Below are 20,576 nucleotides of genomic sequence, written 5' to 3'. Positions count from 1 at the left end.
CGAAGCAATGCAGCTAAAGGTTCCGTCTGTGGCGATCCAGCAACAGATCGTCACAAATCGTCTCAAGCTTGAACGGAGCGGATCAGCCGACGCTGAGAGCGGGGCAGGGGGTCACGGGTGGCGTGAGGCCGGGGGTCGGGTTCGCGCCGAGTTTGGAGAAGGGCATGGTGTCATCGCGGCTCGCGGCGATCCTGTCGTACACTTTGGGTGGCGGCTATCTTCTATCGGTCTCGCAGGCGTCTGCTGCCTGCGACAGTCTCGCACCGGTGAGCGGTCAGACGGTGACCTGCTCGACCACCGCGCCGAATCCGTCGCCCGCAGGCGTGCAGGCTGCAGCCGGCAGCTCGAACGTCACCGTGAACGTGCTGCCGGGCGCCGGCATCACGCCTGGCGCCGGTGCGACCGCGATCGGCCTTGTCTCCCGCAGTACCGCCACCAACAACGGCACGCTGACCATCAGCGGCGGCGGCACGGGAATCTTCGGCAGCGGCGACGGCAATATCCTCACCAATGCTACGTCGGGCGTGATCACGACCACAGGCGCCGGCAGCAATGCGATCGCCGCCAGCAGCAACGGCAACACGCTGATCAACCACGGCACGATCACGACGCAGAACGGCACCTCGCGCGGGCTTGCCATCACCGGTCTCACGCAGCACAGCAACAATACGCTGATCAATACCGGGACCATCACGACCCAGGGCCCGCAATCGCACGGCATGTACGTGCAGACCGGCGACAGCAACAGCTTCACCAATAGCGGCACCATCACCACCGCCGGCGCGGGTGCGCGTGCGATCTTCTCCACCGGACAATTCGTGACCATCACCAACACCGGCACACTGCTGACGACCGGCGGCGATGCGGGTGGCACCGCCAACAACACCGTCTTCATGCAAGGCAATGCCGGCGTGCTGCGCAACAGCGGCACCATCGAGGCGCGCGGAGTCAATGCCGACGGCGTGTTCTCCAACACCGCGGGATCGTCGTTCACGGCGACGATCCAGAATCTCGCCGGTGGCAGGATTATCAGCCAGAACGGGCCCGCGATCCGCACGCTCAACGGCGCCACCACCATCGTCAATGCCGGCCTGATCGCCGGCAACAGCGGCACGGCGCTCGCCGGCGGCGGCGGTGCGGTGACTATGATCCTGCAGACCGGCTCGCAGATATCAGGCCTTGCCGATGGCGGCGGCGGCGGCAACCAGGTGCGGCTGCAGGGCAGCGGCACGGTCGACAATGCGTTCGCGCGCTTCCAGACCCTGACGATGGAAGGCGCTGACTGGACCTGGGCCGGCACCGGCACCTTCGCCAACACCTTCATCAACAGCGGCTCGCTGACCTTGCAGACCTCGCTGACCGGCAACGTCTCGATCGCTGCGGGCACCAGCCTGTTGGCCGGCAACGGCGCCAACCCGTCGATCACATCGTTTCCGGGCGGGCCGCCGGTCACCGTCACCAATGCCGGCGTCATCAACCTCACCAATGGCGGCGCCACCGCAGCGAACAGCCTGACGATAGCAGGCAACTATGTTGGCACTGGCGGCGGCCTTTTTCTGCGCAGCGTGCTCGGTGGCGACGGTTCGCCGTCGGATCGGCTCGTCATCTCCGGCGGCAACGCGTCGGGCTTGACCGCGGTGACCGTCACCAATGCCGGCGGCGCAGGCGCGCTGACCACCGCCGATGGAATCATGGTGGTGCAGGCCGTCAATGGCGGCACCACGGCCCCGGGTGCATTCGGTCTTTCCAGTGCCGTCGTTGCCGGCGCGCACGAATATCTGCTGTTTCGCGGCGGCGTCTCTGCCGGGAGCGCCGACAATTGGTATCTGCGCTCGCAGCTGTTGCCCGGCACATCGCCGCCTGCGCCGCCGGCAGCGCTCGGCGGGGGCGTGACGCCATCAGGGCTGCCGGCGGAGGATCTGTCGTCGCTGACGCCGCCGCCGGCAGGCGCTGCGCCCGTCGAGCTCTACCGCGAGGAAGTCGCGGTCTATTCGGCGTTGCCGCAGGTCGCGCAGAAGCTCGGGCTTGCGACGCTCGGCACCTTCCATCAGCGCCAGGGCGATCAGGCCCTGCTGACGGGCGGCGGCGAACAGCCGGCGGCGTGGGCGCGCGCGTACGGCTCGCACAGCGCGCAGAGCTGGGCCGGCACGGTCAGCCCCTCCTTCGACGGCACCATGGCCGGCGTGCAGGTCGGCCTCGACATCCTGCGCTTTGAGTCCGCTCCCGGGCATCACGATCGCGCGGGCTTGTTCTATGCGTATGGCTGGGCCAGCGGCAGCATCAACGGCTTCGCGCTCGGCATGAACAACGTCCGCACCGGCACGCTCTCGATCGACAGCCAGAATGTCGGCGGCTACTGGACCCATATCGGCCCCTCCGGCTGGTACGTCGACGCCGTGCTGATGGGCAGCTTCTATGGTGCAAGCCCGCAGTCGGATCGTCAGGTCGGCGCGCTCGTGTCGGGCACCGGCGTTGCGGCGTCGCTGGAAACCGGCGTGCCGATCCCGCTGAACCGCTTCCTCGCGATCGAGCCGCAGGCGCAACTGATCTGGCAGCGCCAGTCTTTCGACAGCTTCAACGACATCTTCTCGAGCGTCGCGCCCGGCAGCGCCGATACGCTAACCGGCCGGCTCGGCGTGCGCGTTCCTGCGACCTTCATTGTCGGCACCGCCGAACTGCGCCCCTATCTCGAGGCCAATCTCTGGCACACCGCCGCGAACGACCGCAGCATCGCCTTCGCGACGACCGACCTGATCGGCGTGCAAAGCCGCGGCACCGCGGTCGAGATCGGCGCCGGCGTTACCGCGCAGCTCAATCGCACGATCAGCGCCTATGCGAGCGCGGGTTACACGACATCGGTGGACAGTACCCGCCGTGACGGCATCACCGGCCGGTTCGGGCTGCGCGTCAGCTGGCAATAATGGTGCGCTTGCGTGGGCGCTGTGGAGTGCCCAAGCCATTGTCTCCATTGCACAATGGCGCTAAACCCTCAACCATCTGTGCGTGCACAATGAGGTTCGCGTTGCCGGTGCTCCGCCCTTGATGGGCTCGGATACCGAGATGCAGCAAGGCTTGATGCACGCTCGCCTGTCGGGGAATTGAACGATAGCTTGTCCCGAGAGCGATTCGACGAGGTTTTTGACAGCATGACCATCCGCCTGCATCGCGGCGACCTGCCCGATCTCACTCGCTACACCGATTCCGTTGCGATCGACACCGAGACCATGGGACTGCATCCGCATCGCGACCGGCTCTGCGTGGTGCAGATGTCGAACGGCGACGGCACCGCCGACGTGATCCAGATTCCGAAGGGACACACCGACTCGCCGAACCTGAAGGCGCTGCTCGCCAACCCTGCGATCACCAAGATCTTCCATTTCGCCCGGTTCGACGTTGCGGTGCTCTACAACACGTTCGGCGTGATGCCGGCGCCGGTGTATTGCACCAAGATCGCCTCGCGCCTGTCGCGTACCTATACCGACCGTCATGGCCTGAAGGATCTGGTGCGCGAAGTGCTGAACGTCGACTTGTCGAAGCAGCAGCAGTCGAGCGACTGGGGTGCGCAAAGCCTCACCGAAGCCCAGCTCGCCTACGCCGCCTCCGACGTGCTGCATCTGCATGCACTGCGCGAAAAGTTGAATGTGATGCTGGCGCGCGAGGGACGCACTGATCTCGCCAAAGCCTGCTTCGATTTCCTGCCAACCCGCGCGAGACTCGATCTCGACGGCTGGGAGGCCGAGGACATCTTCGCCCATTCCTGATTTCGTCCGTTCCTGATGGGCGCCGAATTCGTCGCAGCAGGGCCGGTTCCGCCCCGTTTCGGCCAAACTGTTCACGCGTGGTCCGCCTTGAAGTCGGCTTGGGAGGCGCGACGCGAGGTCCGGGCTGCATATTGGGGCGGCTCCGGCTAGAATAGGGGCAATTTCGCGCCTCTGGAGCTCAGGTGAATTCGGTTCAGAATCCAGCCCAGCATCCCGGCTATGTCACGGGCCTCGAGGCGCGCTTTGCCGCCGCCGCGCGGCACAGCCGCATGGTGCGGATCCTGCGCATCGCGGTGCCTGCGGTGGTGGGGCTGTCGATGGCCTCGATCATCTTCGTCTCGGTCTACAATCCATTCCGCGAAATGATCCCCAAGCTGCCGGTCGAGATGGACAACCTCGTGGTGTCAGGCACCAAGATCACGATGGAATCGCCGCATATCGCCGGCTTCTCGGCCGACGGCCGGCCCTATGAGATGTGGGCCAAGGCGGCGATCCAGGACGTCACCGACCCTGATCATGTTGAGCTGAAGACGATCCGCGCCAAGGTGGCGCAGCAGGATCAGTCGACGGTGACGATGGATGCGCGCACCGGTTTCTTCGACAACAAGAAGCAGCTGCTCGACCTGCGCCAGGATATCTTCTTGCAATCGTCCACCGGCTATGAGGCCAAGCTGACGCAGGCCTTCGTCGACATCAACAAGGGCAACGTGTCGTCGGACGAGCATGTCGACGTCAAGCTGCTCGAAGGCACGCTGATCGCCGACCGCCTCAGGATCTACAACAGCGGCGAGCTCGTGCGGTTCGAAGGCAACGTCGTGATGAATCTGGACAAGCTCGGCGACAACAATCCGAGCCCGCCCGCCGAGCCCGCCTCACCTCCGCCGCCACCGAAGCCGCGCAAATCCGCCAACCCGAAATGAATTTGATGATGAGACGTTTTCCGCACGGCATCGCAATTGCGGCCTTTCTGCTCTCGCTGTTCGCGGCGGACGCCGCGTCCGCGCAGGGCTCGATGAGTGGCGTTCCCAACGCCATGCAGGGCTTTTCGCAGAACCGCGACCAGCCGATCCAGATCGAGGCCGCCTCGCTCGAAATGCGCGACAAGAAGAAGGAGGCGACCTTCGCCGGCAATGTGAAGGTCGTGCAGGGCGACACCACCATGACCTCGAAGGTGCTGGTCGTGTTCTACGAGGATAAGTCGACCCAGACGCCGGCGCCTGCTCCGGCCGCCACCAAAGGCGCGGCCGCCAAGGGCGCTGCGCCGATACAGTCGGCAACGCCCGGCCCCGGCGGCGCGTCCTCGATCAAGCGGCTGGAGGCGAAGGGCAACGTCGTCGTCACCCAGAAGGATCAGGTCGTCACCGGCGAGACTGCGATCTTCGACACCAAGACCAATTTGATCACCATGCTCGGCGGCGGTGGCGGCCAGGTGGTGCTGACCCAATGCCAGAACGTGCTGCGCGGCGACCGTCTGCTGGTCGACATGACCACCGGCGTCTCGCGGGTGGAATCCGACAGCGGCAAGGTGCAGGGCCTGTTCATCCAGTCGCAGGGCGGACAGAACGGCAAGGGCGGCTGCGGCACGCCGGCCGCTCCCGGCACGGCCCCTGCAGCCCCGTCGCCGCTTCAACTGCTTCCGGGCAGCAAGTCGAAATAGGCGCCGGCGATTGGGGGACGGCGATGGAGATGCTTCCTTTACGTGTTGCAGCTGTCGCCATCTTCGCCGTCGCCGCATTCGATGGGGCCCGCGGACAGGGCAGCGCGTCTATGCCTAATGCCGTGCAAGGCTTCGCGCAGAACCGCGACCAGCCGGTCCGGATCGAGTCCGCGGTGCTCGAAATGCGTGACAGGAAGAAGGAAGCGACCTTCTCGGGCAGCGTGAAAGTGGTGCAGGGCGACACCACGATGACATCGAAGACACTTGTCGCGTTCTACGTGAGCAAACCCGCTCAGCCGCCAGAGACCTCAGGGAACGCCAAAGGCACGAAGGGCGCACCGATGCCGTCGGCGACCCCCGGCCCGGGCGGCAGTTCCTCGATCAAGCGGCTGGAGGCGAAGGGCAATGTGGTTGTGACCCAGAAGAACCAGGTCGTGACCGGCGAGACTGCGATCTTCGACACCAGGACCAATCTGATCACCATGCTTGGCGGTGTGGTGCTGACCCAGTGCCAGAACGTGGTGCGCGGCGATCGCCTGCGCGTCGACATGACGACCGGTGTCTCGCGGGTCGAATCCGACAGCGGGAAGGTGCAAGTGCTGATGGTTCAGGACCAGAGTTGCGGCCGCGCGCCAGCCGCGGCGAATCCTGTAAGCCCCCCGTCAGCTTCCTCCGAGTCACCAAAATCAAGATAAATCAATGCATTAGATAATATTTTGCGGCTGCGAGGTTGAAGCGCGCGGGGCGAGACTGTATCTACTCCAGCGGCCCGGCGGACGAGGTGCCTTTGAGGGGGAGTTATGTCGGCCGGGACAGGGGCATCCATTCATTCAAGGCGCGGGTGATCGCGCTTTGCCGTGCGAATCGATCGGTCCGCAGGCAAGGTCGCGGGATCACCGTGAAAGGCTGAAGCGAAGCGGGGATGGTGGATTTTCTCGGCATGTTCCGGCGGCGCCCTGCGAAACGCAGTTCCGGATTTGCGCGCGCGCATGACGACATCACGGCGCTCGACGACCAGTTCGGCGAGATGCTGACGTCACCGGTGCGCGACGCGCCGCCGATGGCGCGTGCCGCTCCGGTTCCCGCCGTCGAGCTGCCGCGATCCCAACCCGCAGCCGCGCCGGCCCCGGCGCGGGCGAGGCCAGCCAGGAACAACGCCGCTTCTGCGCCGCAGCTGATCAAGCGGCCGGGCTACCTGGCTGTGCACAGCGTGGAAAAGAGCTTTGGCAGCCGCCAGGTCGTGCGCGGCGTCAGCATCTATGTGCGTCGCGGCGAAGCGGTCGGCCTGCTCGGGCCGAACGGCGCCGGCAAGACCACGGTGTTCTACATGATCACCGGCCTGATCAAGGCGGATCGTGGCGCGATCGAGCTCGACGGCCACGACGTTACCAAGCTGCCGATGTATCAGCGCGCGCGGCTCGGCATCGGTTATCTGCCGCAGGAAGCCTCGATCTTCCGCGGCCTGACGGTCGAGCAGAACATCCGCGCGGTGCTCGAGGTCGTCGAGCCCTCGAAGAAGAAGCGCGAGCACGAACTGGATTCGCTGCTCGACGAATTCAACATCACGCGGCTGCGCAAGAGCCCGTCGATCGCACTGTCCGGCGGCGAGCGCCGCCGCGTCGAAATTGCGCGCGCGCTGGCGACGCGTCCGAATTACATGCTGCTCGACGAGCCGTTCGCCGGCATCGACCCGATCGCGGTCGGCGACATTCAGGACCTCGTCCGTCATCTGACCAATCGCGGCATCGGCGTGCTCATCACCGACCACAATGTCCGCGAGACGCTCGGCCTGACCGACCGTGCCTATATCGTCTATGCCGGCGAGATCTTGACTGAGGGAAGCCCGGAGGAGATCGTTAACGATCCCGATGTACGCAGGCTTTACCTTGGCGAGGAATTCCGACTTTAGCCCAAATTTTGCATACGTCAAGCCGTGTACAACCCAAGCGGACTAAGATAAGCAAGAATCGAGCCAATTTTTGGAATCGATCTTGCCTCCATGGCACTGACGCAAAGACTAGAGTTCCGCCAGTCGCAGTCGCTGGTGATGACGCCGCAGCTGATGCAGGCGATCAAGCTGCTGCAACTGTCGAACCTGGATCTGTCGGCCTTTGTCGAGGAAGAGCTGGAGCGCAATCCGCTGCTCGATCGGGCCGCCGATGGGCCGGAACCGCCGGTGGCGGGCGAGCCGGCCATGGAGCGGCCGGACTACGGCGATTCCGACGGTTCCTCGAGCTATGGAGACGACGGCGACGCGTCCGACATGGCCGCAGGCTCGGGCGGCGAGGCCGCCTTTGAGCCCGGGCAGGAGGAATGGCTGAACCGCGACCTCGGCACCCGCGCCGAGATCGAGCAGACGCTCGATACCGGGCTCGACAACGTGTTCTCCGAGGAACCGGCCGAAGCCGCTGCGCGCGCCGCGCAGGACGCAGCTCCGTCGGTCTATACCGAATGGGGCGGTGGCGCCTCCAGCGACAACGAATACAATCTCGAAGCCTTCGTGGCCGCCGAGCTGACGCTTGCCGACCACCTTGCCGAACAGCTCGCGGTGGCGTTCTCGGCGCCGGCGCAGCGCATGATCGGGCAGTATCTGATCGACCTGGTCGACGACGCCGGCTACCTGCCGGCCGATCTCGGCCAGGCCGCCGAGCGGCTCGGTGCCTCGCAGCAGGCGGTCGACGAGGTCGTCGCGGTGCTGCAGAAGTTCGATCCGCCGGGCGTCTGCGCGCGAAACCTGAGCGAGTGCCTGGCGATCCAGCTGCGCGAGCTCGATCGCTACGATCCGGCGATGCAGGCGCTGGTCGAGCATCTCGATCTGCTCGCCAAGCGCGACATCGCGGCCTTGCGAAAGCTGTGCGGCGTCGATGACGAAGACATCACCGACATGATCGCCGAGATCCGCCGGCTCGATCCGAAGCCCGGGCTGAAGTTCGGCACCGCGCGGACGCAGACCATGGTGCCCGACGTCTATGTGCGTCCGGGCCCCGACGGCGGCTGGCATGTCGAGCTCAACAGCGACACTCTGCCGCGCGTGCTGGTCAACCAGACCTATTACTCTGAGCTGTCGAAGACGATCCGCAAGGACGGTGACAAGTCGTACTTCACCGACTGCCTGCAGAACGCGACCTGGCTGGTCCGCGCGCTCGATCAGCGCGCCCGCACCATCCTGAAGGTCGCGACCGAAATCGTCCGCCAGCAGGACGGATTCTTCACCTATGGCGTCGCGCACCTTCGGCCGCTCAATCTGAAAGCGGTGGCGGATGCGATCCAGATGCATGAATCGACGGTGTCGCGCGTCACCGCCAACAAATACATGGCGACCAATCGCGGCAGTTTTGAATTGAAGTATTTTTTCACCGCGTCGATCGCGTCCGCCGACGGCGGCGAGGCGCATTCGGCCGAAGCGGTGCGTCACCACATCAAGCAATTGATCGACGGCGAGGCGCCGTCGGCGATCCTGTCCGACGACACGATCGTGGAACGTTTGCGCGCTTCAGGCATTGATATTGCCCGCCGCACCGTCGCGAAGTACCGCGAGGCGATGCGGATACCATCCTCGGTGCAGCGCCGCCGTGACAAACATAGCATGCTCGGTAATGCCCTTTCGGCTCCTGCCTCCTCGCCCGACCGCTCGCGCGATACAGCCCCCGTTTAGGTTACTTCTAGAGCATGACCCCGTCCGAGTACGGGCAGGTTCATGCACTCGTTGCGTTCGCGTCAAATCGCGATAGTCTCAATCTTTCCTGGCGAAGCGTCGTCCAGCAGGGAGGTGACCGGAAGCCCAGCAAACATCATGCTCCTGCAAGAGTGATCGAGGCATCCAGCAATTGAGGCATCAAATGACCCTTCGAATCTCGGGAAAGAGCATCAGCATCGGCGAGGCGCTTCGTGCGCGCGTCAGCGAGCGCACCGACGAGGTCCTGCGAAAGTATTTTGATGGCAACTATTCCGGTCACATCACGCTGAGCAAGGATGGCTTCGGTTTCCGCACCGACTGCTCGCTGCATCTGGATTCCGGCATCATGCTGGAAGCCGAATCCAACGCCGCCGACGCCTATGCCAGCGCGGACGCCGCGCTCTTGATGATCGAGAAGCGCCTGCGCCGCTACAAGAGCCGGCTCAAGGACCGCTCCGCCCGCAAGACCTACACCGCAAACGCTGCGTTTGCCGAATTGAACGGTGTCGGACTCGACGCGCCGAGTTACATCATCGAGGCGCCCGAGAACGAGGACGAGGTCACCGAATACAGCCCCGTGATCATTGCCGAGGCAACCACTGCGCTGAAGCGGCTGTCGGTCAGCGAAGCCGTCATGGAGCTCGATCTGACCGGCGCCTCCTGCCTGGTATTCCAGCATGGCGGCAGCGGCCGGTTGAACATCATATACCGCCGTACGGACGGCAATGTCGGCTGGGTCGACCCGCCGGCGGTGAGCCCCTGAGGATAGTTGGCCCATGGCATTGACGTCCGAAGCCAGCCCTGCTTATGGTCCGCCGCCTCCAGCAATAAGGGGGCGGAACAGGGTTCGCAGGTGTTGGCACCGCCGATACGTTGGAGTAGAAGCCCTGCCAGCTGGACCCGGGCTAAGCCCGCATCCCACCTCAACTTCTTGACGCCGCCGCTGTAAAGCCTATTTCGCAACCTGACGGTTCATTCACCTCGGAACGCCCCAATGCCGATTACCGATTTGGTCGCACCCGAGGCGATACTTCCGGCTTTGAAAGTCATCAGCAAGAAGCAGGCGCTGCAGGAACTCGCGGCGCGCGCGTCTGCGCTGACCGGGCAGAACGAACGCGCGGTGTTCGAAGTGCTGCTGCAACGCGAGAAGCTCGGCACCACGGCGGTCGGCTATGGCGTCGCCATTCCGCACGGCAAGCTGCCCAAGCTGGAAAAGCTGTTCGGCTTCTTCGCTCGCCTCGAGCGCCCGATCGATTTCGAGGCGATGGATGGCCAGCCGGTCGATCTGATCTTTCTGCTGCTGGCACCGGAAGGTGCCGGCGCCGATCACCTCAAGGCGCTGGCGCGCATCGCCCGCCTGCTGCGCGACCAGGACGTCGCCAAGAAGCTGCGTGCCTCGCGCGACGCGCAGGCGATCTACTCGGTGCTCGCGCTGCCGCCGGCGAGCGCGGCGTAATCAGCCGCATTCGCGAATTCGTTCGCGCAACTATCATCAAGACATAGTTCGTTCGTCAGGCGATGGCGCGCGACACTGCACGATCATTTCGATCGCCGTAGCCCGGATGAAGCGAAGCGCAATCCGGGGAGAATCTCGCAACCCGCGCAAATCCCGGATTTCGCTGCGCTTCATCCGGGTTACGAATCGTTCGCAATTCTATCAGCAGATCGTCGGCAGCAGACGGCGGACTTCGTCGAGCAGATCGGGGACGGCCTTCTCGTCGCTGGCGAGGTGCCTGAGCAGCGCGCTCTGGAACAGGCCGTCGAACAGCGCGTAGAGCGCGGCCGGAGACGATGCCGGCTTCCTGTTGCCGAGTTCTGCGTAGCGCGTGGCGATGCGCCAGATCATTGCTTCCAGGCTCTTGTCGATCTCGAGCACGTCCTTGCGAAACGCCGGCTCGAACATCGCCTGCGAGCGCAGATCGTACCAGAGCCGGTGCATGCGGGCTTCGTCCTGCAACGTCGCCGCGAGCTTGGCGAGGAAGCCTTCGGTCAATTCGTCGCGGCTTCGTGCCGTCGTCACCACCTCGTCGTAGCGCGTCACGCATTTCGCCTTGTAGTGACGGACGCAGCAGCAGATCAGATCGAGCTTGTCGCTGAAGTAGTAGTGAAACACGCCGTGCGTGAACGCGGAGTTCTGCGCGATCTCGCGCAGGCTGGTGCGCGCGAAGCCGAGCTCGCCGAGCGTTTCCAGCGCGGCTTCTGCAAGTTCGATGCGGCGTGCATTGAACTTCTCGTCGCGCAGCGTCTCGGCCGCCACCGCCACGCGTTGGGCCGCTCCTGTCGCTTGCCGCGCCATCTCGTGCCTTTCCTGTCTCTTCCCTAGAGCAAACTTATACCGCGCGAACCGCGGCGCACTCCACCTCTTCACAATCATCCTCTTTGACACTTGTCAAATTCAGGCTTGACAAGTGTCAAGTTCCTGGACGAGGGTTGGCACAATAATTTGGACAACCGTCAAGACGGCTGACCTAACGACATCAGGAGGAAAATGCACCGCCGGGCGCGCCAACGCTGCGCCCCCGCCGACGCCTGCCGCCACCAATGCGCTGAGAATCTGTAGACCGACGGCCCACGCTGCCGCCGGCCGCGGCACCGATCAAAATCATCAAGCAAAGGGAGGACTACGTCATGAGTGCGAAGAGCCTTGAAGGCAGGAAAGCCCTGGTCACCGGCGGCGCCCGGGGAATTGGCGCAGCCATCGCGCAGGCGCTGGCGCGATCCGGTGCCGCGGTAATGATCGGCGACATCCTCGACGATGCCGGCAAGGCCAGCGCCGCCGAGATCGCCAAGGCCGGGGTGAAAACCGGCTTCATCAAGCTCGACGTCACCGACGACGCGCAATGGGAGCGGGCCGCCGCGGCGACGGTCGAAACGTTGGGCGGCTACGACATCCTGATCAACAATGCCGGAATCGAGATCACCTCGCTGGTCGCCGACATCAAGGCCGAGGATGCGCGCCGCATGTGCGAGGTCAACATCGTCGGCACCGTGCTCGGCATGAAGCACGCCTTCCGCGCGATGCGGCCGGGCGGAGCCGCCGGCAAGGGCGGCGCGGTCGTCAACATCGCCTCGGTCGCGGCGACGATCGCCTTTCCGAGCATCGCGGTCTATTCCGGCACCAAATCCGCGGTCGATCGCATGACGCGGGTTGGCGCGATGGAAGCCGGCAAGCTCGGCTATGGGGTGCGGGTCAACTGCATCTATCCCGGCCTGATCCCGACCGACATGGGCCTCCAGCTCGCCAATGACATCGTGAAGATCGGTCTCGCGCCCGACGTCAATGCCGCCGTCGGCTCGGTGGTGGAGCAGACGCCGCTCGGCAAGCTCGCCGAGGTCTCCGACATCGCCGACGCCGCGGTGTTCCTGTGCTCGAACGAGGCCCGCTTCATCACCGGTATCGGTCTGCCGGTCGATGGCGGCATGGGCATGTAGCAACAAAGCCGACAACAAGCATTTCGGAGGATCGCAATGAGCGAGAAGAAACCCGTCATCGTCTATGGCGCGTCCGGCTACACCGGCCGGCTGGTCTGCGAATATCTGCGCGAGTACAACATCCCCTTCATCGCCGCCGGCCGCAGCGGCGAGAAGCTCAACGCTGCGATGAAGTCGAACGTGGCCGGCATCGAGACCGCCGACTACGAGGTGGTGACGGTCCCGCACACCGCGGCCGCGCTGACCGAATTGTTCAAAGGCGCCTCGGTGGTGCTCAACACCGTGGGTCCGTTCGCCAAGTTCGGCACCGAGGTGGTGCAGGCCTGTCTGGCTGCCAAGTGCCACTACACCGACACGACAGGCGAACAGGACTGGCTGATCACGCTCGAACAGGAGTTCGGCACCAAGTTCGCCAATGCCGGCCTGCTGCTCGCGCCGGGCATCGCGCAGATGTACACCACCGGCGAGATCGCCGCGCAGCTGTGCCTGGAAACGCCCGGCCTCGACACGCTTGATATCGCCGTGTTCTGGGGCGGCAGCCCGACCATCGCCTCGACGCAGACCATCCTGGTCAACGCCGCGATGGCCAAGGCCTACTACCTCGAGCAGAACAAATACGTCGAGCATCAGCCCGATGCCGGCCTCTACAACCTCGCCATCCCCGGCCAGCACGAGCTGGCGCTGGCGCTGCCTTGGGGCGGTACCTCGCACCCGGTGTGGTTCAAGCGCGATCCGCGCGTGGCCAACGTGAAGGTGCTGGGCGGCGTGTTCAACCGCGCGCTGATGCTGGGCGTGCCGCAGATCGTCGCCGCCGCGCTGGAGGCGACCAAGGACATGAAGCCCGACGAGCGCTACGCCGCGCTGGCGCAGACCGCGGCTGGCGTGATGAACACCATGCCGCCGCGCGAGAACCCGCGCGTCAACAAGTCGATGGATTCGGTGTACGCCTCCGGCCCGCTGGGGCGCGCGCACTGCGTCATCTACGGCAACAGCAACTACAAGCAGACCGGCCTGATGCAGGCCTTTGCCGCGGCGTATTTGCTGCAGCAGCCGCCCAAGCGCGTCGGCTTCGCCTCCGGCTGCCAGGCGTTCGGGCATCACGAGCTGCTCGGGCAATTGCGCAGCTTCGGCCTGGTCGGCAAGCCGGTCCTGACCGTGCACGATTAAGCTTGAGCCCCGGTCGGATCGGGGCTCAACACGCCGCTCCCTGAAGCGTTTTCGTCAATCGGACCGGTATCCGATTTGCTCGAAAACGCCGCCTCCGCGGGTGACGCAGTCGCGCGTCACCCGCCCCTCGCGCGAGACTTGCCATGCGCTTCATCGATTATCTCGACAAGGGTGCCTCGCTCGGCGCCGACGCGCCGTGCCTCACGATGGACGGTCGCGACCTCAGCTATGGCGAGGTCCAGCGGCTGAGCTACCGGGTCGCGCGCGGGCTCGAGCGGTCGGGCGTCGCGCCCGGCGAGAAGGTCGCGATCCTGTCCGGCAACGATCCACTCGCCTTCGCTTGCGTGTTCGGCATCTCGCGCGCGGCCGCGGTGTGGTGCCCGATCAACCCGCGCAACGAGGCGACCGAGAACAAGTTCATCCTCGACCAGTTCGATTGCAGCCTGCTGCTGTTTCATTCGAGCTTCGCGCCGATGGTCGAAGCCGTGCGGCAGGATCTGCCCAAGCTGCGCGCGCTGGTCTGCCTCGATACTGAGCTGCCGTTCGCGCCGTCGTTCGAGCGCTGGCTCGGCGGTCTCGCCGATGATGTCTATCAGCGCGACACGATCGACGATCTCGCGATGATCCCGGGCACCGGCGGGACCACCGGCAAGCCCAAGGGCGTGATGCTCTCCGGGCGCAACATCGAGGCGATGACCGCGCTGACCCTGATGGGTTATCCGTTCAAGGGTCGTCCGATCTATTTGGCGCTGGCGCCGCTGACCCATGCCGCCGGCGTGCTTTGTTTTCCGATCATGGCGCTCGGCGGCCGCGTCGTGATCATGCACCACCCTGACATCGGCGAGTTCCTCACGCTGATCGAACGTTATCGCGTCACGCACACCTTCCTGCCGCCGACCGTGATCTACATGCTGCTCGACCATCCCGGGCTCGATGCAGCCGATCTCTCCTCGCTGCAATGCTTCTGGTACGGCGCAGCGCCGATCTCGGCGACGCGGCTCGCCGAGGCCCTGAAGCGGATCGGGCCGATGGCGCAGCTGTTCGGCCAGACCGAGGCGCCGATGATGATCTCGATGATGGCGCCTGCCGATCACTACAATGCAGACGGTACGATTGCGATCGACCGCCTTGCCTCCGCTGGGCGGATCGGTCCGCTGGTGCAGGCCGGGATCATGGATGGCGACGGCAAGCTGTTGCCCGCCGGATCGCGCGGCGAGATCGTGGTGCGTGGTTCGCTTGTCATGGAAGGTTACTACAAGAACCCGGAGGCCACGCGCGAAGCCTCGGCGCATGGCTGGCACCACACCGGCGATATCGGCTACATCGACGGCGACGGCTACCTCTACATCGTCGACCGCGCCAAGGACATGATCATCACCGGCGGCTTCAACGTCTATTCGATCGAAGTCGAGAACGCGTTGCGTGCCCACGAGGCGGTGCAGGATTGTGCCGTCATCGGGCTGCCCGACGACAAATGGGGCGAGCGGATCGTCGCGGTGGTGCAGCCGCGCGCCGGCCAATCCGTCGACGCGACGGCGCTGGCCGCGTTCGTCAAGCAGCAGATCGGCAGCATCAAGACGCCGAAGCAGATCGAGGTCTGGGACGACCTTCCGCGTTCCAAGGTCGGCAAGGTGCTCAAGCCGGACATCCGCGCGCGTCTGGCGGAGCGTTCGAGCAGCTAGGGCAGCGCTTGATGTCGATGCTGTCGACCTGACGCTGTTGCCGCACCGGGTTTTAAACGCTCGCTATTCGCCGGCCTTGAGCGTAGAGTCGCGTCATCACCGCCTATCCACGGCATCCACCGGTGACTGAGGGTAACGTAGGGCTCCCGCCAACAGATGAGGAGCATACGTGTCTGGATTTCGTCTGGCCGATTGGATCGTGCCGCCGGTGATCGTTCCCCTGTTTCTTCTGCTCCTGGTGGCCGCTGCCGCCCTCCTGCATGGATAGGGCGACACAACGATGAATTCGGCAGCGCCGGCGTTTGGCCACGCCAGCCCAGCGCTTGATGTGCCTGGCAACACGCAAGCGTGCAGCCGGCGCACAACCAAAATCATGAAATGCTCAGTGTGATGATCGCCCGGAAAGGCTCTTGTATGAAAACGCTGCTATTCGCCGCGGTTGCGGCCGGCCTGTTTGCACAAGGCGCGTTCGCCGCCGAACCGGCCTGCCACAAGATCGAAGGCACGGTCGGTCGTCTCGCCTGCTATGATGCAGCGTTCCCTCCGACGGTCAAGCAGCCTCCGGCCATCGATAGCAACGCGCCGCGATCCGAATACAAGGACCCGTTGATCGCGGAAGATGCCCGCGTTGCGGCGAAGCTGAAGAACATCTGTCGCGGTTGTTGAGATTTGCGACGAGATACGCGCGTGGCTGGCGACGAGCGCACCGCGTCGTCCTTGGCGTCACCGCGTCCGGCGGAAGGAGCCTTGATGGCAAGCGAAACAACCTACGTCGTGCAGGCGTTCAACGCCGGCAAGGGCGGGCATCTCAAGCCGGACCCTCCGATCGTCTGCAAGACGGCAAATGGCGCACTGCGAACGGCAGAGCGCCTGGCGCTGAGCAAGCTCGCAGTTGTTGCATTCTCGTCCACCGGCGATCCCGAAATGGGTGACTATGATGATGAGCCGATGGTCTTCTTCCGGAAAGGCGATCTTCCAGCGGTGTTCGGCTAAAGGAGAACCCGGATGAGCGAGCGACTCGAAACGCTGAAGAAAGCCCGCGATCGCATGATCGAGGAGAGGGACGCGCATGCGAAAGTGCTGGCCGCTCCGTTCGATCGTGACAAGGCGGAGCGGGCCCGCAGCAAGTTCGTCGAGGTTCAGGCGTTGGTCGAAGCCCTCGACCGGGCAATCAGCGCCGAGAACTCCGTTTCAGCAAGGGACTGAAACCGGAAGCCGCACGCGGCTAACGGAGCCCAGCTCGCGCGATCGACGTTCACCTCTTGCCGTATTCGGTGAACACGTAATCGCGATTCTGTACCACGGTGTGGCACGCATACCCGCACTTCGCGTCGTTCTCCTGTGGCGGATTGTCCGCCGTGGTGGCGGGCTTGAATACATCCGAGGCCGCGTCATACTCGAACGCGCCGTATCCCCATCCGCCGCTATCCGCAAACCGCTTGCTGTCCTTCAGCATGAAGTCGACATCGTGTTGTACGCCCGGCACCGTTGGCTGACCGGGATACGCTTCCTGCTTTTTCGGAATCCAATGGATCTTCGCCATCCTGGCGCCGTCCGGGAACGGCTTGCCATTGCCGGGCACGCCCTCGCGGTAGGCGCCGATCATCGCGGGATCGCCCAGGATCACGGCGATGACGCCTTCGTTCTCGCTGATCGCGATCACCGACCAGTCCTCGTATCCCCTGAACTCGGAGAACGCGAGCCCACCAGGCACTTGCAGACTGTATTTGTCCTGTGCGGAAATCGCGACGCCGGTCGCGAGGACCGAAATCGACACCGAAGCAACGAGATTGATCAGCGAGCTCTTCTGCATGGTCGCATCTCCCTCAATCGATTTGGCGGCGGATAATCTCTTGCTGGAAATTCCTCTTTATCGCGTTGCCTTCTCCGAGGCTCAGGACTGCGCGGACCGTTGGTCACGGGAACGAATTACAGCATGGAATGGCGCGGAGTGAAATGGGGCCGCTGCCATGGTCGGCGGCCCGAAACACCGGCGTGAGCGCCTATTGACAACCGTCCCATCGCGCCAGAAGAGTCAAGGGTCATCGTCGTGCATGCGCCCGTAGGGGATAACCGATGTCCCTCGACTTTCGCTTCCATCGCACTCCCGTCGACGTTCTCGCTTACGAGCTCGCCGAGGAGAAGGCCTCCGCGCTCGGACGCATGGGCCGCGCGCTTGAGCAGGCTCTCGCTAGATTGCGCGAGTTCGATGCCGCCCATCCGCGCGCCGAAGCACCGGCGTCCGCGCAACAGGCACGACGCATTCTGGTGCGGGAAGCCGGCCATGCGCTCTGGATGTTCGTGGTGCAGCGAGAAGCTTGCGGCATGCGCGACAGCCGCGCGATCATGCGCACCTACAATGTGCCTGGCGAGGTACAGCACTGCATGGGCCCGATGCTCGCCACATCGACCGCATCGCCATAAAGGCGCGGACCGCCACCGCGCTGCAGCAGTGGTCGACGAGCATGTTCGACGAGCATTCCCACAGACCAAGGTCGAATTTACCGGGCGGACCGAAGGACTAGATTTCGTCGTGCAAGACCGTGTCATGAGGGATGTCGTACTCCCGCGATGGCGATCGGTTAGGCCGCGCGCAATCCAGGACCGGCTTCCTTAAGGCCTGCATGGGCACGCCCCGCGCATTTGCGGCCCTGCCCCAACCAAACAAATAACCGGGCATCGATACCGCCTTCCACTGCCGTGGACGGTGGATGAAACGCATTCCAGATGGCCCGAACATGTCGGGCCAGGGAGACGTACGATGACGACATTGGACATTGCGGTCGCCCCGCTCCCGGAAGCCGAGCATCATGCGCAATTGCGTCGCGCATTGATTGCCAGCACGGTAGGCACCACCATCGAATGGTACGACTTTCTGCTCTACAGCACGGTGACCGGCCTGGTCTTCGGCAAGCTGTTCTTTCCCAAGTCCGATCCTCTGGTTGGCGTGCTGGAGGCCTTCGCCATCTACACGGTGGGCTTCATCGCGCGGCCGATCGGTGCCGCGATCTTCGGCCACTTCGGCGATCGCATCGGCCGCAAGGCGACGCTGATCGCCACGCTGCTGTTGACCGGCATCGCCACCGCGGCGGTCGGCCTCGTCCCCACCTATGACCAGATCGGCATCTGGGGCGCCGTCATCCTGACCGTCATCCGCTTCATCCAGGGTATCGGCGTCGGAGGCGAGTGGGGTGGTTCGGTGCTGCTCTCGATGGAGTGGGCGCGAACCAATCAGCACCGCGGCTTCATCACCTCGTGGCCGCAGCTCGGCGGTCCCGCCGGGTTGCTGCTGGCAAATATCGCGGTGCTGGTGTTCAGCCGAATCTCCGGCGACCAGTTCCTGGTCTGGGGCTGGCGCATTCCGTTCCTGCTCAGCCTCGTGATGATCGCGATCGGGCTCTACATCCGGCTCGGCATCATGGAGACGCCGACGTTCCGGCGGATCGTGGCCGAGAATCGCGTCGCGCGGGTCCCGGTCCTCGAGGTGATCAAGCGCCAGCCGCGATCGATCATCCTCGCGGCGCTGGCGCGGATGACCGAACAGGCGCCGGCCTACATCTATCTCGCCTTCGTGTTCGCCTACGGCACCCAGGTCATCCATCAGGACCGCGACTTCCTGTTGATCTGCCTGATCTGTGCCGGTGTCGTCTCGCTCGTCACCATCCCGCTGGCCGGACACCTGTCGGATCGCATCGGGCGCAAGCGGATATATCTGATCGGCGCGGTCCTGACCGGGCTGTTCGGCTTCGCCTATTTCGGCCTGCTGAACACCGCGGCGCCGGCGCTGATCTTCATCGCCATCGTGCTGTCATTCGTGCCGCATGACCTGATGTATGGTCCGCAGGCGGCGCTGATCGCCGAATGCTTCACGCCGCGGCTGCGCTACAGCGGCTGCTCGATCGGCTACCAGCTCTCCTCGGTCATATCGGGCGGACCGGCACCGTTGATCGCCACCGCGCTGCTGGCCGCCACCGGCTCCGGCTACGTGATCGCGCTCTACATTCTGTTCTGCGCGGTGGTCAGCATTGTCGCGACCGCGATGATGCCCGACTACACCAACAAGGACATTTCGGAGGAGCACGACAGGCCCTGATCGATTGATCCAGGCGGCGTCGTCATAAAAAATGCGCGGGCCGCCTCGATCGGTATCGAGGCGAGCCCGCGCATTGAACTCGCGGATGCTGAATTAGCCGTCCTTCAGTAGATTTGCGTTAGTGAACGCTGACGGCCTGCAGCTCGTTGCTCCAGGCGTTCGCGATCGCGGCTTCGCGGCTGTCGGTCAGCATGATCGGCGTGCCGTCGGCGGCATGCAGTGCGAACAGCTTGAGGCCCGGCGCGATCTTCGGCGCCTGCGGAAAGAGATCCGGCACGTCCTCGGAACGGACCTGCTTCACATAGGCGATATGGCCCTCGCCTAGATGGGCCAGCGCTTCCGGCGTGACGCTCTCGGACTGGTAGATGATATTGGCTTCACTCATGGTCTCGACTCCTCAGTCAGATAAGCGGTCGAGTCCGCTCGTTGTTTCTATTATTCGTGCTCATTGATAGCGATTGTCTTAACGACCCGTTCAGGCTCCGGCCTAGCCAGGTCGATCGACAACAGCCCGTTCTTCAGATCCGCGCCCAGCACCTGCATCCCCTCCGCCAGCACGAAGGTGCGCTGGAAGTGGCGCGCGGCGATGCCGCGATGGATGTATTGCCGAGCCTTGTCGTCCTGCTGGCGGCCGCGGATGACGAGCTGATTTTCCTCAATAGTTACATCGAGTTGGTCGCGGGTGAAGCCCGCCACCGCCAACGTGATGCGCAACCGCTCGGGCTGCCCGTTGGTACGGTCGCACCGCTCGATATTGTACGGAGGATAGCCGTCAGCGCCCTTCACGACGCGGTCGAGCGCACGCTCGATCTCGTCGAATCCCAGAAGGAACGGACTGGACAACGATGGAACACGAGACATTACAAAGTCCTCTCGAAGCGACTTTGAGGGGCCCTTGCGGCACCCCATGCAACCGGCGGGCCGCTTGCCCGTCGGTCATAAGCCAATATGGGAGTGATCTGGATAGCGTTCAAGCGCCTCTGAAACCAGCGTAAATGCCGCCTGGCGCATATCGGTTCTGATCAAATCAGGACCGATATGCTCTACTATTTGTTTTGGGCGCGTTTTCTTCACGCGAACCGGTGTCCACTTCGCTCCAAAACGCGCC

At 64.2% G+C, this 20,576-nt stretch carries 22 protein-coding genes; 17 read left to right on the top strand and 5 right to left on the bottom strand.

All coding sequences use genetic code 11. The features are described 5' to 3' along the window. The first annotated feature begins 164 nt into the window (after nt 1-164). From ACVIGA_RS21135 to ptsN, 9 genes are all read left to right on the top strand, one after another. Nucleotides 165-2,921 (top strand): autotransporter family protein, encoded by a 2,757-nt coding sequence (locus ACVIGA_RS21135; protein WP_456667841.1) that lies wholly within the window; start codon nt 165-167, stop codon nt 2,919-2,921. Nucleotides 2,922-3,146: 225 nt separating this feature from the next. Beyond that, entirely contained in the window at nt 3,147-3,761 is a 615-nt protein-coding gene (locus ACVIGA_RS21130) for a ribonuclease H-like domain-containing protein (RefSeq protein WP_223971494.1), read from the top strand. Nucleotides 3,762-3,943: 182 nt separating this feature from the next. After that, nucleotides 3,944-4,681: an LPS export ABC transporter periplasmic protein LptC gene (lptC, locus tag ACVIGA_RS21125; protein WP_456667840.1), complete on the top strand. Its 738-nt coding sequence runs from the start codon at nt 3,944-3,946 to the stop codon at nt 4,679-4,681. A gap of 5 nt (nt 4,682-4,686) precedes the next feature. Beyond that, nucleotides 4,687-5,418: an LptA/OstA family protein gene (locus ACVIGA_RS21120; RefSeq protein ID WP_456667839.1), complete on the top strand. Its 732-nt coding sequence runs from the start codon at nt 4,687-4,689 to the stop codon at nt 5,416-5,418. 23 nt (nt 5,419-5,441) lie between these two features. Continuing rightward, a complete protein-coding gene (locus tag ACVIGA_RS21115) occupies nt 5,442-6,113 on the top strand; it encodes an LptA/OstA family protein (protein ID WP_456667838.1) in 672 nt (223 codons plus the stop codon). A gap of 227 nt (nt 6,114-6,340) precedes the next feature. Continuing rightward, nucleotides 6,341-7,327 carry an LPS export ABC transporter ATP-binding protein gene (gene lptB / locus ACVIGA_RS21110; protein ID WP_223971497.1) on the top strand — a complete coding sequence of 329 codons (987 nt, stop codon included), beginning with the start codon at nt 6,341-6,343 and terminating at the stop codon, nt 7,325-7,327. Between the two features lie 90 nt (nt 7,328-7,417). Then, nucleotides 7,418-9,073, top strand: coding sequence for an RNA polymerase factor sigma-54 (gene rpoN, locus ACVIGA_RS21105; RefSeq protein WP_456667837.1), 1,656 nt, complete (start codon nt 7,418-7,420; stop codon nt 9,071-9,073). A gap of 184 nt (nt 9,074-9,257) precedes the next feature. Next, entirely contained in the window at nt 9,258-9,857 is a 600-nt protein-coding gene (gene hpf, locus ACVIGA_RS21100) for a ribosome hibernation-promoting factor, HPF/YfiA family (protein ID WP_456667836.1), read from the top strand. 231 nt (nt 9,858-10,088) lie between these two features. Next, on the top strand, nt 10,089-10,550 hold the full coding sequence (ptsN, locus tag ACVIGA_RS21095) for a PTS IIA-like nitrogen regulatory protein PtsN (RefSeq protein ID WP_029082506.1): 462 nt from the start codon (nt 10,089-10,091) through the stop codon (nt 10,548-10,550). A gap of 201 nt (nt 10,551-10,751) precedes the next feature. Here ptsN and ACVIGA_RS21090 read toward each other — a convergent pair whose 3' ends face one another. Then, nucleotides 10,752-11,390 (bottom strand): TetR/AcrR family transcriptional regulator, encoded by a 639-nt coding sequence (locus tag ACVIGA_RS21090; protein WP_223971499.1) that lies wholly within the window; start codon nt 11,388-11,390, stop codon nt 10,752-10,754. 332 nt (nt 11,391-11,722) lie between these two features. Here ACVIGA_RS21090 and ACVIGA_RS21085 point away from each other — a divergent pair, with 332 nt between their 5' ends. The 6 genes from ACVIGA_RS21085 (at nt 11,723) to ACVIGA_RS21060 (ending at nt 16,581) form a co-directional block, all read left to right on the top strand. Then, complete coding sequence (locus tag ACVIGA_RS21085) at nt 11,723-12,526, top strand: SDR family NAD(P)-dependent oxidoreductase (protein ID WP_456667835.1); 804 nt, start codon at nt 11,723-11,725, stop codon at nt 12,524-12,526. A gap of 36 nt (nt 12,527-12,562) precedes the next feature. Next, on the top strand, nt 12,563-13,693 hold the full coding sequence (locus ACVIGA_RS21080; protein WP_223971501.1) for a DUF5938 domain-containing protein: 1,131 nt from the start codon (nt 12,563-12,565) through the stop codon (nt 13,691-13,693). Between the two features lie 143 nt (nt 13,694-13,836). Further along, nucleotides 13,837-15,375 carry an acyl-CoA synthetase gene (locus ACVIGA_RS21075; protein WP_456667834.1) on the top strand — a complete coding sequence of 513 codons (1,539 nt, stop codon included), beginning with the start codon at nt 13,837-13,839 and terminating at the stop codon, nt 15,373-15,375. 348 nt (nt 15,376-15,723) lie between these two features. Then, nucleotides 15,724-16,041 (top strand): hypothetical protein, encoded by a 318-nt coding sequence (locus ACVIGA_RS21070; RefSeq protein WP_456667833.1) that lies wholly within the window; start codon nt 15,724-15,726, stop codon nt 16,039-16,041. Between the two features lie 21 nt (nt 16,042-16,062). Then, on the top strand, nt 16,063-16,368 hold the full coding sequence (locus ACVIGA_RS21065; protein ID WP_456667832.1) for a hypothetical protein: 306 nt from the start codon (nt 16,063-16,065) through the stop codon (nt 16,366-16,368). A 12-nt stretch (nt 16,369-16,380) separates the two neighbouring features. Further along, complete coding sequence (locus ACVIGA_RS21060; protein ID WP_456667831.1) at nt 16,381-16,581, top strand: hypothetical protein; 201 nt, start codon at nt 16,381-16,383, stop codon at nt 16,579-16,581. Nucleotides 16,582-16,630: 49 nt separating this feature from the next. On the opposite strand, the gene ACVIGA_RS21055 is transcribed toward ACVIGA_RS21060, so the two are convergent. Then, nucleotides 16,631-17,188 (bottom strand): cytochrome P460 family protein, encoded by a 558-nt coding sequence (locus ACVIGA_RS21055; protein ID WP_456667830.1) that lies wholly within the window; start codon nt 17,186-17,188, stop codon nt 16,631-16,633. A 263-nt stretch (nt 17,189-17,451) separates the two neighbouring features. Here ACVIGA_RS21055 and ACVIGA_RS21050 point away from each other — a divergent pair, with 263 nt between their 5' ends. Beyond that, nucleotides 17,452-17,799: a DUF6665 family protein gene (locus tag ACVIGA_RS21050; RefSeq protein ID WP_456667829.1), complete on the top strand. Its 348-nt coding sequence runs from the start codon at nt 17,452-17,454 to the stop codon at nt 17,797-17,799. Nucleotides 17,800-18,136: 337 nt separating this feature from the next. Further along, nucleotides 18,137-19,468 carry an MFS transporter gene (locus ACVIGA_RS21045; RefSeq protein WP_456667828.1) on the top strand — a complete coding sequence of 444 codons (1,332 nt, stop codon included), beginning with the start codon at nt 18,137-18,139 and terminating at the stop codon, nt 19,466-19,468. Between the two features lie 118 nt (nt 19,469-19,586). On the opposite strand, the gene ACVIGA_RS21040 is transcribed toward ACVIGA_RS21045, so the two are convergent. The 3 genes from ACVIGA_RS21040 to ACVIGA_RS21030 form a co-directional block, all read right to left on the bottom strand. Further along, on the bottom strand, nt 19,587-19,853 hold the full coding sequence (locus ACVIGA_RS21040; protein ID WP_092120817.1) for a BQ00720 family protein: 267 nt from the start codon (nt 19,851-19,853) through the stop codon (nt 19,587-19,589). A gap of 50 nt (nt 19,854-19,903) precedes the next feature. Continuing rightward, nucleotides 19,904-20,329, bottom strand: a complete 426-nt coding sequence (locus tag ACVIGA_RS21035; protein WP_092120814.1) for an Hsp20 family protein — start codon at nt 20,327-20,329, stop codon at nt 19,904-19,906. 75 nt (nt 20,330-20,404) lie between these two features. Then, entirely contained in the window at nt 20,405-20,542 is a 138-nt protein-coding gene (locus ACVIGA_RS21030) for a hypothetical protein (RefSeq protein WP_456667827.1), read from the bottom strand. Nucleotides 20,543-20,576: the final 34 nt, after the last annotated feature.

It is taken from the genome of Bradyrhizobium sp. USDA 3240, assembly GCF_054063295.1.
The sequence above is the reverse complement of the archived record's forward strand: the minus strand, read 5'-3'. Positions and strand labels throughout refer to the sequence as shown.